Origin of the sequence: Pseudomonas sp. App30 (assembly GCF_047947025.1) — a bacterium.
In the GTDB taxonomy this organism is placed as follows: Bacteria; Pseudomonadota; Gammaproteobacteria; order Pseudomonadales; family Pseudomonadaceae; genus Aquipseudomonas.
In genome coordinates this window covers 879,459-891,755 of the sequence record NZ_CP133165.1, presented here as the reverse complement: position 1 = coordinate 891,755, position 12,297 = coordinate 879,459, and the positions used below count along the sequence as shown (strand labels likewise).

At 65.7% G+C, this 12,297-nt stretch carries 13 protein-coding genes; 7 read left to right on the top strand and 6 right to left on the bottom strand.

Annotated elements, in window-relative coordinates; genetic code table 11:
• On the bottom strand, nucleotides 1–282 hold the full coding sequence (locus RAM80_RS03905; RefSeq protein ID WP_416424922.1) for a type II toxin-antitoxin system RelE/ParE family toxin: 282 nt from the start codon (nucleotides 280–282) through the stop codon (nucleotides 1–3).
• A 208-nt stretch (nucleotides 283–490) separates the two neighbouring features.
• Here RAM80_RS03905 and RAM80_RS03900 point away from each other — a divergent pair, with 208 nt between their 5' ends.
• Nucleotides 491–1,504, top strand: coding sequence for a sensor domain-containing diguanylate cyclase (locus RAM80_RS03900; protein WP_416424921.1), 1,014 nt, complete (start codon nucleotides 491–493; stop codon nucleotides 1,502–1,504).
• Here the strand turns inward: RAM80_RS03900 and RAM80_RS03895 are convergent.
• Nucleotides 1,494–2,201, bottom strand: coding sequence for a CerR family C-terminal domain-containing protein (locus RAM80_RS03895; RefSeq protein WP_416424920.1), 708 nt, complete (start codon nucleotides 2,199–2,201; stop codon nucleotides 1,494–1,496). The two genes, RAM80_RS03900 and RAM80_RS03895, sit on opposite strands and share 11 nt — an antisense overlap.
• 100 nt (nucleotides 2,202–2,301) lie before the next feature.
• Between RAM80_RS03895 and RAM80_RS03890 the strand changes: the two genes are divergently transcribed.
• The 5 genes from RAM80_RS03890 to RAM80_RS03870 all read left to right on the top strand — a co-directional run bounded on the left by RAM80_RS03890 (nucleotide 2,302) and on the right by RAM80_RS03870 (nucleotide 7,530).
• A complete protein-coding gene (locus RAM80_RS03890) occupies nucleotides 2,302–3,408 on the top strand; it encodes an HlyD family secretion protein (protein ID WP_416424919.1) in 1,107 nt (368 codons plus the stop codon).
• Complete coding sequence (locus RAM80_RS03885; RefSeq protein WP_416424918.1) at nucleotides 3,401–4,969, top strand: MDR family MFS transporter; 1,569 nt, start codon at nucleotides 3,401–3,403, stop codon at nucleotides 4,967–4,969. The genes RAM80_RS03890 and RAM80_RS03885 overlap by 8 nt, the downstream gene beginning before the upstream one ends.
• On the top strand, nucleotides 4,966–6,405 hold the full coding sequence (locus RAM80_RS03880; protein ID WP_416424917.1) for an efflux transporter outer membrane subunit: 1,440 nt from the start codon (nucleotides 4,966–4,968) through the stop codon (nucleotides 6,403–6,405). The genes RAM80_RS03885 and RAM80_RS03880 overlap by 4 nt, the downstream gene beginning before the upstream one ends.
• Before the next feature lie 107 nt (nucleotides 6,406–6,512).
• On the top strand, nucleotides 6,513–7,019 hold the full coding sequence (locus RAM80_RS03875) for a beta-carotene hydroxylase (RefSeq protein WP_416424916.1): 507 nt from the start codon (nucleotides 6,513–6,515) through the stop codon (nucleotides 7,017–7,019).
• Between the two features lie 94 nt (nucleotides 7,020–7,113).
• Nucleotides 7,114–7,530 carry a hypothetical protein gene (locus tag RAM80_RS03870; protein ID WP_416424915.1) on the top strand — a complete coding sequence of 139 codons (417 nt, stop codon included), beginning with the start codon at nucleotides 7,114–7,116 and terminating at the stop codon, nucleotides 7,528–7,530.
• Nucleotides 7,531–7,610: 80 nt separating this feature from the next.
• Here RAM80_RS03870 and RAM80_RS03865 read toward each other — a convergent pair whose 3' ends face one another.
• From RAM80_RS03865 to RAM80_RS03850, 4 genes are all read right to left on the bottom strand, one after another.
• Nucleotides 7,611–7,931, bottom strand: coding sequence for a YMGG-like glycine zipper-containing protein (locus tag RAM80_RS03865; protein WP_416424914.1), 321 nt, complete (start codon nucleotides 7,929–7,931; stop codon nucleotides 7,611–7,613).
• 98 nt (nucleotides 7,932–8,029) lie between these two features.
• Nucleotides 8,030–8,284, bottom strand: coding sequence for a hypothetical protein (locus RAM80_RS03860; protein ID WP_416424913.1), 255 nt, complete (start codon nucleotides 8,282–8,284; stop codon nucleotides 8,030–8,032).
• A 388-nt stretch (nucleotides 8,285–8,672) separates the two neighbouring features.
• Nucleotides 8,673–10,049 carry a nucleotide 5'-monophosphate nucleosidase PpnN gene (ppnN, locus tag RAM80_RS03855; protein WP_416424912.1) on the bottom strand — a complete coding sequence of 459 codons (1,377 nt, stop codon included), beginning with the start codon at nucleotides 10,047–10,049 and terminating at the stop codon, nucleotides 8,673–8,675.
• A 192-nt stretch (nucleotides 10,050–10,241) separates the two neighbouring features.
• Nucleotides 10,242–10,814 carry a GNAT family N-acetyltransferase gene (locus RAM80_RS03850; RefSeq protein ID WP_416424911.1) on the bottom strand — a complete coding sequence of 191 codons (573 nt, stop codon included), beginning with the start codon at nucleotides 10,812–10,814 and terminating at the stop codon, nucleotides 10,242–10,244.
• A gap of 191 nt (nucleotides 10,815–11,005) precedes the next feature.
• On the opposite strand from RAM80_RS03850, the gene RAM80_RS03845 reads away from it, so the two are divergent.
• Nucleotides 11,006–12,262, top strand: a complete 1,257-nt coding sequence (locus RAM80_RS03845; RefSeq protein ID WP_416424910.1) for an OprD family outer membrane porin — start codon at nucleotides 11,006–11,008, stop codon at nucleotides 12,260–12,262.
• Nucleotides 12,263–12,297: the final 35 nt, after the last annotated feature.

Here is a 12,297-nt window from a genome sequence, read left to right as displayed (position 1 = left end):
TCAGTGGTAGTCCACGATTTGCACGTCGTAAGCATCGCCGTCGATCCAGCGGAAACAGACGCGCCATTGAGCGTTGATTCGGATGCTGTGTTGACCCGCCCGATCATCATGCAGCGGCTCCAGCTTATTACCCGGTGGTACACGCAAATCGTCCAGTGCCTTGGCGGCTTCCAGCTGGCGAAGTTTGCGCAAGGCAACGCGCTGAATGTCCCGGGGCAATCTTCTGGCGACCAATCCGCTGGCGACCGCTTCGGTTTGCTTGTCCCTGAAAGTCTTGATCATCGGTCCGTGCCTGATTGAATACGGTAGCACTATAACGTTTCGCAGCATATGCTGTTTCGCGTTATATTTTCACGATGTGTCTGCCTTTTGGAGAGGCGATCAGGGTGGTTGATTCGACGGTATCGTCATCGCCATACCCGACCACCGGACTCAAGCTTGTCGAACGCATGTCGATACGATCACATCCCCATCCGTTCAGAGGCATGTCGTGAGTCTCATCTCCTCCCTGGATCGCCCCGCCAGCCGTGTGCACACAGCCGCCAGCGCGCCGCCCGAGCCCGAGCACGGGATCATCGAATGGCTGCTGCACGACGACCAGGTGATGCGCGAATGCTTCCGCCACGCCGTGGCGATTTTGAAGACGGTGCTGGGCACTGCCTACAGCGCGGTGATTTTGCTGGACGCCGAGCACCAGCATTACCGCGCCGAAGCCGGGGTGGTGCTGGATAGCATTCCCCGCGGGCGCTCCCTGGCCGACCACGTGGTGCGCCAGCAGGATGTGTTCGTGGTGGAAGACGCCCGCGAGGACGCCCGCTACGCCGAGTGCCAGCTGGTCAGCGGCGCGCCCTTCGTGCGCTTCTACGCCGCCATTCCCCTGCGCGCGCCCGGTGGTGAGCTGGTGGGTGCGCTGTGTGCCATGGACCCGCAGCCGGGCGAGTTGGACGAGCCGCGCCGCGAGGTGTTCCGGCACCTGCGCGCGATGATCGAGAACGACCTGACCCTGCGCACGGCCACCGCCATCGACCCGCTGACCCAGCTGTTCAACCGCCGCTTCATGCTCGAGAGCATCCAGCGCAAATGGCAGGAAGCCCCGGCGGGCCAGCCCCTGGCCGCGGTGATGGTGGATATCGATTACTTCAAGCAGTACAACGACACCTACGGCCACCCGGCCGGCGACGATTGCCTGCGCCAGGTGGCGGCGGTGATCCAGGCGGTGGCTGACGCGCACCATATGATCGCCGGGCGCCTGGGCGGTGAGGAATTCGGCTTGCTGGCCAGCAGCGCCCAGCCGGACGCGTTGCGGGAGGCGCTGGAGGCCCTGCGCAAGGGCATCCAGCAGCTGGGCATCGAACACCGGCGCTCAAGTTTCGGCCACGTCACGGTCAGCATCGGCGCCGCCTTCGCCACCCCGGCCAGCGTGCCCCGGGACAGCTTCACTGTCGCCGACCAGGCGCTGTACCAGGCCAAGGCCCAGGGCCGCAACCAGGTGGTCATCGGCTAGCGTCGCGCTCGCGCACCAGCGCTTCCAGGGTCAGGCGGTTCTGCGAGAGCAGTGTGTCGCGCACGGTTTCCATGCGCGCCCGGTCGATGGTGTCCCAGTTCAGCGCCCGCAGCACTGGCCGGCGCAGCACGCGGAAGGCCATGCCCTGGCTGTTGAAGGCCATCGCCCGAATGATCGTCACCTCGTCGTCGGCGCTGCGCCCGGTCAGGCGGCCGAGGATGCCGCGGGTCACCGCGCTGAGGCGCTGGTTGAAGCCCTGGTTCATCATCTCGAACGCCGCCGGCGGGCCAAGGCCGGCCTGCTCGCGCGCCATGAAACGGCGCCAGTCGCTGCTTTGCGGGGTGTCGTGGATGAAGCTGACGAAGCCGCCCAGCACCTCCAGGTAGGCGTCGATCAACGCCTCATCGCTGGCGTCGGCGTCTTCCAGCAGCGCCTCGGCGTGCAGCACCACGCCGCTCAGCTGTTCCCAGATGTGCGTGAGGATGTGGTCCACGCAGGCCACGTACACGCCTTCCTTGTTGTCGAAGTAGTACTGCAGCGCCGGGGCGTTGACCCCGGCGGCGGTGGCGATGTCGCGGGTGGAGGCGCCGTCGAAGCCGCGTTCGGCGAACAGCCCGAGGGCGGCGTCGATGATGCGCGAGCGCGTCTCTTCGCCGCGTTGGTAGCCGCCTTCCTTAGCCGGTCGATGTCGTGCCATGTCGAAGTGCCTTGAGTGAGTCAGGTGCAAAATATATCACTTGACATAAATTCGCTACCGTCACATTTTGTATCGACTGGAATATTTTGGAGCCCCTGGCATGTCCGTCGATCGCCCTCTCGGTCCGCAAGAGCAACTTTCCCCCGTGGCCGAAGACCCCAAGGAGCCCCAGCGCGCCGGCCCGCGCAAGGTGCTGCTGGGCCTGGGGCTGCTGATTGTGCTGGCCGCGCTGGTGTGGGGCGGCTACTGGTGGCTGCACGGGCGCTTCATCGAAAGCACCGATGACGCCTACCTGGCGGCCGACAGCATGACCGTGGCGCCCAAGGTGGGCGGCTACGTGACCGAGGTGCTGGTGGCCGACAACCAGACCGTCGACGTGGGCCAGCCGCTGGTGCGCCTCGACGCGCGCAAATACCAGGCCGCCCTGGACGAGGCGCTGGCCACCGTGGCCTCGCGCGAGGCCGACGTGGCCAAGGCCCAGGCCGACCTGGTGCAGCAGGACGCCAGCATCGCCCAGGCCCGCGCCGAACTGGCCGGGGCGGGCGCCGACACCCAGCACGCCCGGGCCGAGGTCAACCGCTACGCGCCGCTGGCCAAGTCCGGCGCCGAGACCGAAGAGCGCCTGGCCGAGCTGACCAACAAGCTGGCCCAGGCCAGCACCAGCCAGGCCGCGCGCCAGGCGGCGCTGGAGTCGGCACAGACGCGCACCGGTATTCTCAAGGCGCAGCTGCAGCAGGCCCGTGCGCAACTGGTGGTGGCCCAGGCCAGCGCCCGCCAGTCGCAGCTGGACCTGGACGACACCACCGTGGTCAGCACCCTGGCCGGGCGCGTGGCCGACCGCAGCGTGCGGGTCGGGCAGTTCACCCAGCCGGGCACGCGGCTGCTGACCGTGGTGCCGGTGCAGGCGCTGTACCTGACCGCCAACTTCAAGGAAACCCAGATCGGCGACATGCGCCCTGGGCAGAAGGTCACCGTGCACGTCGACGCGCTGCCGGGCCAGGACCTGGCCGGGCATATCGACAGCCTGTCGCCGGGCACCGGTTCGCAGTTCGCCCTGTTGCCGTCGCAGAACGCCACCGGCAACTTCACCAAGATCGTCCAGCGGGTGCCGGTGCGCATCCAGATGGACGTGCCCGATGACGTGCGCAAGGTGCTGGTGCCAGGCCTGTCGGTGACCGTCGACGTGGACGTGCGCACCCATGGCTGAGGCACTGGCTGCACCGGCCGCGGCGCCGCGCGAGGCCAACGCCTCGCTCAGTGACTGGGTGGCCGTGGCCGCCGGCTCCCTGGGCGCGCTGCTGGCGACGCTGGACATTTCGATCACCAACTCGGCGCTGCCGCAGATCCAGGGCCAGATCGGCGCCTCGGGCACCGAAGGCACGTGGATTTCCACCGGCTACCTGATGTCCGAAATCGTCATGATCCCGCTGGCGGCGTGGCTGACCCGGGTGTTCGGCCTGCGCCGCTTCCTGATGGGCAACGCCATCATCTTTACCCTGTTTTCCATGTACTGCGGCCTGTCCACCAGCCTGTTGGCCATGGTGCTGGGGCGCATCGGCCAGGGCTTTGCCGGCGGCGCGATGATTCCCACGGCGCAGACCATCATCCGCACCCGGCTGCCCAAGCACCAGATGTCGGCGGGCATGGCCATCTTCGGCCTGACCGTGCTGCTGGGGCCGCTGATGGGCCCGGTGGTGGGCGGCTGGCTGACCGAAAACGCCAGCTGGCGCTGGTGTTTCTTCCTCAACCTGCCCATCAGCCTGGCGCTGGTGGCGCTGCTGTGGAGCGGCCTGCGCCCGGAAAAGGCCGACCTGCAGCAATTCATCAAGGCCGACTGGATCGGCATCCTCGGCCTGGCGCTGGGCCTGAGCACCCTGACCGTGGTGCTGGAGGAGGGCCAGCGCGAGCACTGGTTCGAGTCGCACATGATCGTGTGGCTGAGCCTGCTGTCGTTCCTGGGCTTCTGCCTGGTGGCGGTGGGGCAGGTCACGGCCAGCAAGCCCATCGTGCGCTTGAATCTGCTGCGCAACCCGCGCTACGCCAGCGTCATTCTCATCGTTTCGACGGTGGGCGCGGCGATCTACAGTATCTCCTACCTGCTGCCGCAGTTCCTTGGCACCGTGGCCGGCTACAACGCCCAGCAGGCGGGCTCGATCATGCTGCTGTCGGGGCTGCCGGCGTTCCTGCTGATGCCGGTGCTGCCGGCGCTGCTGCAGCGTTATGACAGTCGCTGGCTGGTGAGCATCGGCCTGGTGATGTTCGCCATCAGCTGCGCCATGGACGTCGGCCTAACGGCGCTTAGCGTGGGCCATGACTTCTACGGCTCACAGCTGCTGCGCGGCTTCGCGCAGATTCTGGCGATGATGCCGTTGAACCAGGCGTCCATGGCGGCGGTGGCCACCCACGAGGCAGGGGATGCGGCGGGGCTGTACAACATGTCGCGCAACCTGGGGGGCTCCATCGGCCTGGCGCTGATGGGGGTGATGATCGATCGCCGCAACACCTACCACGACGACGTCATCCGCGAGTCGCTGACCGCCAACAGCACCCAGGGCCAGGACTACATGGCCAGCCAGACCGCCTCGTTCCTGGCGCAGACCGGCGACCAGGCACTGGCGCAGCTCAAGGCCTCGGCGCAGCTGGCCAGCAACATCGCCACCCAGGCGACGGTGATGACCTTCAACGAATGCTTCTACCTGCTGGGCATCGCCCTGGTGGTCTGCGTGCCCTTGGCGCTTCTTCTGAAAAAACCGGCGAGCCATCCATGAGCGACAGCGGCAAGTTCGACAAGACCCTGATTGGCGCCCTGGCGCTGGCCCTGCTGGCCGGCTGCACGGTGGGCCCCGATTACCACGGCGCACCCACGGTGGCCGACAAGACCCTGGCCGCCGGCAAGCTGCCCCACGCCGACGCCGGTGCCGCGACGATGCCTGCCGCCGCCGACTGGTGGCGCGGCCTGGGCGACCCGCAGCTGGACGCGCTGGTGGACGCCGCGCTGAAGGGCAGCCCCGATATCGCCTCGGCCGAGGCGCGCCTGCGTGAATCGCGTGCCGGCCTGCACAGCCAGCAGGCCGACGCCATGCCCAAGCTCAGCGCCAACGCCACCAGCTTGCGCATGCGCTCGCCGGACCTGTCGTCGCTGACCGGTGGCGACAGCGGCGGCGGCCGTGGGCCGGTGCAGTTCTACCTGGCCGACTTCGACGCCAGCTGGGAGGTCGACCTGTTCGGCGGCACCCGCCGCGCCATCGAGGCGGCGTCGGCCAGCGCCGACGCGTCCATGGCCGACCTCGCCGACGCCCAGGTGCAACTGGCCGCCGAAGTGGTGCAGGCCTACGTCGACCTGCGCGACCGCCAGGCACGCCTGGCCCTGGTGGACGCCACCGCCGACCTGGAAAGCCAGGTGCTTGACCTCACCCAGCAGCGCCGCGCGCGCGGCGTGGCCTCGCAGTTGCAGCTGGAGCAGGTGACCACCCAGCTGCAGACCACCCAGGCCCAGCGCTTGCCGTTGCAGGCGCAGATCGTCGAGTCGCTGGATGAACTGGCGGTGCTGTGTGGCCAGGAGCCGGGCCAGCTCGACGCCCAGCTGGGCCAGCCCAAGGACCTGCCCAAGGTGCCGGCGCAGGTGCCGGTGGCGGATCCGGCGGCCCTGCTCAAGGCGCGTCCGGACATCCGCACGGCCGAGCGCCAGCTGGCCTCGGCCAACGCGCAGATCGGCGAGAAGAAGGCTGACTGGTTCCCCAAACTGTCGCTGATGGGCGACCTGGGCTTCAGCGCCGCCGAACCCTCGCACCTGTTGCGCAAGGACAACGGCACCTGGCTGCTGCTGCCGCGCCTGACCTGGAACGCCCTGGACTTCGGCCGCGTGGCCGCCAGCGTCGACAGCGCCACCGCCGGCCGCGACGAAGCCCAGGCGCATTACCGCAGCGTGGTGCTGCAAGCCCTGAAAGACGCCGACACCGCCCTGGCGCGCTACGGCCACCAGCGCCAGAACGTGGTGCTGCTGCGCGATATCGAAGCCTCCTCGGGCCGTGCCGCCAGCCTCACCCGCGAGCGCTACAAGGCCGGCACTGCCAGCACCCTGGACTGGCTGGACGCCGAGCGCACGCGCTTCGACGCCGAGCAGAACCGCATCAGCGGCGATGCGCAGCTGCTCAAGGACTTCGCGGCGTTGCACAAGGCGCTGGGGCTGGGGTGGCGCGTCTGACGCGGCCTGCGGCCGCTGCTACAGGTCATGCGTAGCAGCTGCCGCAGGCTGCGTCCTGGGCGCCGCCCACGGGACATTTACCTGGCGCACAGGTATTCTTCCACCCCATGATCACCCACTTCCTCATCTTCCTCAGTACCCTGTGCGCCATGGAGGCCGTCGGCACCCTGGCGCACAAGTACATCATGCACGGCCCCGGCTGGTGGCTGCACCGCTCCCATCACGAGGCACAGCTGGGCGCGCTGGAGCACAACGACCTGTTCCTGCTGGTGCTGGCGCTGGTGGCGGTGAGCCTGCTGGTGCTGGGCAGCGCCACGGTGCAGTGCGTTGGCGCCGGGGTGGCGGGGTATGGGCTGGTCTACGTGTTCTTCCACGACGGCATCGTCCACCGCCACTGGCCGGTGCGCCCCAGCCCGCGGCATCCGTACCTGCAGCGCCTGTACCAGGCCCACCTGCTGCACCACAAGGTCAAGGGCCGGCACAACAGCGTGTCGTTCGGCTTCCTCTACGCGCCGCCCATCGCCACCCTGGAAAAACAGCTGCGCGACCGCCCCGTAGCCGCTGCCGAAGGCTGCGGCTCGCAGTCTTCTCACTTGCATGATGGCAAAGTGTAACTAGCAGATTTGACAGTATCCGGGTGTCCGCTCCCATGCCTCAATTCACTTGCCAGGCGAAGTTTCGTCTGCTGACTGATTTGAGGAAAAAAACATGGTTATCGAGTCTGTGGAAGGTGATGGCATTGATGACGATCACCGTCATCAGGGTTATAACATTAGAATCGACGGTGCGATCGGCGGGAGGATAAGCATGAGCTATTTCGATACCCACGATAGTACGACTGTACGGGTAACACTGCCTTCAAGTACTAAGCCTAGAGTTTACTGGGAGTTGGGGGTCAGTGGGCGCATGCCGACGGGCATGATCTGGGCGGTGACATACACCTTCCATACCGTACCCACTTGGAACTTTGAATGGATACTTCCTAAACACTTGGTGTTGCAATGGTTCACATCCAGCGTGGGCGAAGCCGACGGTGGGATCCTCTGGAAGATGTCCGTTAAGGGAGTTACTCTTGATACTGAGGAGTCCTGGACTGTGGAAGATGAGTACAGGGCATACCGTTAAACTTTCGTGCCGCACTGTTAAAAACGAGAGCAAAAACCAGCTCGGCTATAAAAAAACCCGGCATTCGCCGGGTTTTTTCGTCAAGGGCGTGGGCCGCCTTCGCCTTCGTGGTGGAAGTGCTCGGGGCCATGGCCTGGGCCTGGGCCGCCGTGCATCGGCGCTGGGGCCGGGCCGCCGTGATCGTGGTGGTGGCCACCGTGATCATGCTCCAGCAGGTTGGAAACGGCCACGCCCAGCACGCCACCGGCTACACCACCGATGACCGCGCCCTGGGTGCCGCCAACCTGATTGCCGACGACCGCGCCACCGGCGGCACCGACCACGGCGCCAACGACGTCGTTGGCCATGGCGGCGGTGCTGCAGAGGCTCAGGGAAAGTACCAGGGCGGAAAGAATGCGCATTTCGTTAACTCGTTGAAAAGAGTCGCAATTCTGCGAACCCACTAGTTAGATAGCAAGCTAATCAAGGTATCTGGAATGCTACAAATGCTGGCAAGGGCTCAAGACCGGGCGTTGCCACGGGGCTGCGGCGCGTCGAGCAGATGAGCGGCAAGGATGTTGTTGAGGAAACGGAACTGGTCGTTCAGGCCCACCACCTCGTTGCTGAAGTGCTGGCTGGCCTGGGGCATCAGCACCGAGTCGAAACCGTTGTTGGTGATCAGTTGCAGCGGCGCTTTCAGCGACACCACGTCTTGCACGTAGTAGTTCTTGCCAAAACGGGGGAAGCGGACGTTCAGGGTCACGGGTCGGATCATGGGGCAGGCTCCGGGGCAGTAGGAATCATCAACGTGGTTGATATTCGTTGGGCTGAGCTTCGAACGCAGGCGGGTGAAACTCAAGTGAACGTTTGTGCATGTACAAGCTGATAGCTATTGGCCACTAACGGCGGCGCGCGCCATGTCCACGGCCGGGAGGACGAACAGGTGCAGGGTGACGGCGGTCAAGGCCAGGCAGGTGAGCAGATGGATAAGCATGGGGCGGTTCCTCCCGATACGTGGTGTATGCAGGGGATGTTACGCCGCTGGGGGAAAGGCGGAAGACGAAGCGCGCGATGGTGGTTATCGATGGAATTGATGGTGGTGGGTGACGCGGCCTGCGGCCGCTGCTACGCCTGTAGCAGCGGCCGCAGGCCGCGTCCGGGGCTTACTGCACCACCCGGTAGCACGGCACGTATGCCGCGCCGCCAGGCAGCTTCATGCGGTGCTGTTCGACGAAGGCGTTCAGCAGCTTGTCCAGCGGCTGCATGATGGCCGGGTCACCGTGGATCTCGTACGGGCCGTGCTGCTCGATCAGGCGGATGCCCTTGTCCTTGACGTTGCCGGCGACGATGCCGGAGAACGCCCGGCGCAGGTTGGCCGCCAGTTCGTGGGGCGGCAACGCGCGGCTCAACTGCAGGCTGGCCATGTTCGCGTGGGTAGGGTCGAAGGGGCGCTGGAAGCCTTCCTCGATCTTCAGCAGCCAGTTGAAGTGGAAGGCATCGTTGCGCTCGCGGCGGAACAGTTTCACGTCCTTGAGGCCCTGGGTCATCTGCCGCGCCACTTCGGCCGGGTCGTCGATGATGATCTGGTAGTGGCGCTGGGCGGCTTCGCCCAGGGTGGCACCGACGAAGGCGTGCAACTGCTCCAGGTACGGCGCCGCGCTTTTCGGCCCGGTGAGCACCACGGGGAAGGGCAGGCCGGCGTTGTCCGGGTGCATGAGGATGCCCAGCAGGTACAGGAACTCCTCGGCCGTGCCGGCGCCGCCGGGGAAGATGATGATGCCGTGGCCCACGCGCACGAAGGCTTCGAGGCGCTTCTCGATGTCGGGCAGGATCACCAGCTCGTTGACGATGGGGTTCGGCGCCTCGGCGGCGATGATGCCCGGCTCGGTGAGGCCCAGGTAGCGGCCGCCGCTCATGCGCTGCTTGGCGTGGGCGATGGTGGCGCCCTTCATCGGGCCCTTCATCACGCCCGGGCCGCAGCCGGTGCAGACGTCCAGCTTGCGCAGGCCCAGCTCGTGGCCGACCTTCTTGGTGTACTTGTACTCATCGCTGTTGATGGAGTGGCCGCCCCAGCACACCACCATCTTCGGTTCGACGCCGGCACGCAGGGTGCGGGCGTTGCGCAGCAGGTGGAAGACGTAGTCGGTGATGCCCTGGGAGGTGCTCAGGTCGATGCGCGTGCTGTCCAGCTCGTTCTCGGTGTAGACGATGTCGCGCAGTGCGCTGAACAGCATTTCCCGGGTGCTGGCGATCATCTCGCCGTCGACGAAGGCGTCGGCGGGGGCGTTGAGCAACTCCAGGCGCACACCACGATCCTGTTGGTGAATGCGCACTTCGAAGTCCTGGTAGGCGTCCAGGATGGTCTTGGCGTTGTCGATATGCGCGCCGGTGTTGAGGATGGCCAGGGCGCACTGGCGGAACAGGGTATAGATGCTGCCGGAACCGGCTTCGCTCAGTTGCTGTACTTCGCGTTGCGACAGGGTCTCCAGGCTGCCCTTGGGGCTGACGGATGCATTGATTACGTGTCGTTGTTGAGTCATTGCACATTCCTTGAGAGCAATGGAGCCAACCCGCGGCTGGCTTCATTCAAACGTTGTGAATCCGGCCTGGCACGGGCCGGAACTGCTGCACGACAGAAGAAAGCCTCCTCTTTGAACCGGATGACGATGATGGAAAAAACCGGATAACCCGAGAGTGGCATCAATGCCGTGGATTATCAAATTTGTGGTTTTTTACCGGGCTGAAGGCTTGCGACGCGGGCGCGACACCACCGATTCGATGTTCTTGCGGCCAATCAGCATGGCCTGCGGGTTTTGTGGTTCGAGCCACTTGTACATCACCAGGCAATCCACCAGCCCCAGGCGGGCGTGACGGTAGGCCTTGGGCAGGCGCCCCACGGTGTCGAAGCCCAGCTTGGTCCACAGCGCCACGGCCACTTCGTTGCTGGCCACCACCGAGTTGAACTGCATGGCCAGGAAGCCGCTGTCGCGGGCCAGGCGCTGGGAGTGCTCGCACATCAGCCGCGCCACGCCACGGCCGCGGGCGGCCTCGGTGACCATGTAGCCACAGTTGCACACGTGGCTGCCGGGCCCGGCGGCGTTGGCCTTCAGGTAGTAGCTACCCAGCAGCACGCCGTCTTCCTCGGCCACCAGGGTGTGCTGCGGCAGGCCCAGCCACAGCTGGCGGGCTTGCTCGGCGGTTACCGCGGGGTCGTAGGCGTAGGTCTCCTGGGCGGCGACCACGGCCTGGAAGGTGGGCCAGAACGCGTCGAAATCGGCGTCGGTCATGGGGCGGATGTGGATCATGGCGGTCCTTGGGCAAAAACGATGAGGCAGTGTACCAGCCCGGTTCGCAGGCGCCGAACACATAGCGGGCGATGATCGAACAGTTAATGTTCTTAATGGTTAATAATATTATCCGGTTGGTCATACTCCGGGTGTGCCGAAGGATATCGGCACGTGTTCCGACAAAAACAATAAACGGAGTCAGATTGCCCATGGCACAGCCTTTCATGCCGCGCAGGCCGCGTCGCGCCTGCACCCTGGCCGTCACCTTGAGTGCCGGCTGCCTGGCCCAGGCCAGCGGGGTGCAGGCCGAAGGATTCTTCGACGACGCCAGCGCCACCCTCAATACCCGCAACGCCTTTTACCAGGGCAATTTCAAGAACAGCGACGCCACCCAGAACAAGCGCCAGGAGTGGGCCCAGGGCTTTATCCTGCAAGGCACGTCGGGGTTTACCCCCGGCGTCGTCGGGGTTGGCGTCGAGGTGATCGGCAAGTGGGGGGTACGCCTGGACAGCGGCCCCGGCACCGCCGGTTCCGGGCTGTTGCCCAAGACCGCCAGCGGCGCCCCCGGCGAATACGGGCGGCTGGGCGGGGCGGTGAAGTTCAAGGGCTTCAACACCTTGGTCAAGGTGGGCGAGCAGATGCCCAGCCTGCCGGTGGTGCGCACCAATGACGCGCGCCTGCTGCCGCAGACCTACGTGGGCGCCACCCTGGTGTCCGACCCGGTGAAATGGGCGACGCTGTACGGCGGCCGGCTGGACAGCTTCAGCAACCGCGACTCCACCAACCAGGAAAAGCTGCACATGCACGGCAGCAGCATCGACGGTGATTACTTCGATTACCTGGGCGGCGAATTCCGCCTGGTGGACGGCCGCCTGCAGCTAGCCTATTGGCATGCCGAGCTGAAGGACATCTACGCCCAGGACCTCTACCGCTTCACCTACGACCAGCCCATGGGCACCGGGATCCTGCGCCTGGACACCGGCCTGTACGTGAGCACCGAGCAGGGCGCGGCCAAGGCTGGCGACCTCGACAACCGCGCCGCCTACGCCGGGCTCAGCTGGCGGCAGAGCGGCCATACCTTCCTGCTGGGATTGCAGAAAATGTTCGGCAAGGACGACTTCGTGGGCCTGCAGGACAGCCCCACGGTGATGACCAACCACGTCAACAACATCTTCGGCTACGCCCATGAGCGCTCCTGGCAGTTGCGCTACGACTACGACTTCGCCGCCAGCGGCGTGCCGGGGCTGGTGGCCGGGGCCAAGTACGTGCACGGCTGGGGTGTGCAGCGCAGCAACGCGGTGGACGGGCATGAGTGGGAACGCGACTTCAACGTGCGCTATGTGATTCAGTCGGGGCAGTGGAAGGATCTGAGCCTGTCGTTGAGCCTGTACAGCCTGCGGTCGACGTTCCAGAGCAGCCTGGATGAGACGCGGTTTACGGTGGGGTATCCGATCAAGTTGTTTTGAGCCCTGACGCGGCCTTTGGCCGCTGCTACGCCCCT

Coding starts and splice junctions, on each gene's coding strand:
- RAM80_RS03905 (WP_416424922.1), bottom strand. CDS start 282: ATGATCAAGACTTTCAGGGACAAGCAAACCGAAGCGGTCGCCAGCGGA.
- RAM80_RS03895 (WP_416424920.1), bottom strand. CDS start 2,201: ATGGCACGACATCGACCGGCTAAGGAAGGCGGCTACCAACGCGGCGAA.
- RAM80_RS03890 (WP_416424919.1), top strand. CDS start 2,302: ATGTCCGTCGATCGCCCTCTCGGTCCGCAAGAGCAACTTTCCCCCGTG.
- RAM80_RS03885 (WP_416424918.1), top strand. CDS start 3,401: ATGGCTGAGGCACTGGCTGCACCGGCCGCGGCGCCGCGCGAGGCCAAC.
- RAM80_RS03880 (WP_416424917.1), top strand. CDS start 4,966: ATGAGCGACAGCGGCAAGTTCGACAAGACCCTGATTGGCGCCCTGGCG.
- RAM80_RS03875 (WP_416424916.1), top strand. CDS start 6,513: ATGATCACCCACTTCCTCATCTTCCTCAGTACCCTGTGCGCCATGGAG.
- RAM80_RS03870 (WP_416424915.1), top strand. CDS start 7,114: ATGGTTATCGAGTCTGTGGAAGGTGATGGCATTGATGACGATCACCGT.
- RAM80_RS03865 (WP_416424914.1), bottom strand. CDS start 7,931: ATGCGCATTCTTTCCGCCCTGGTACTTTCCCTGAGCCTCTGCAGCACC.
- RAM80_RS03860 (WP_416424913.1), bottom strand. CDS start 8,284: ATGATCCGACCCGTGACCCTGAACGTCCGCTTCCCCCGTTTTGGCAAG.
- ppnN (WP_416424912.1), bottom strand. CDS start 10,049: ATGACTCAACAACGACACGTAATCAATGCATCCGTCAGCCCCAAGGGC.
- RAM80_RS03850 (WP_416424911.1), bottom strand. CDS start 10,814: ATGATCCACATCCGCCCCATGACCGACGCCGATTTCGACGCGTTCTGG.
- RAM80_RS03845 (WP_416424910.1), top strand. CDS start 11,006: ATGGCACAGCCTTTCATGCCGCGCAGGCCGCGTCGCGCCTGCACCCTG.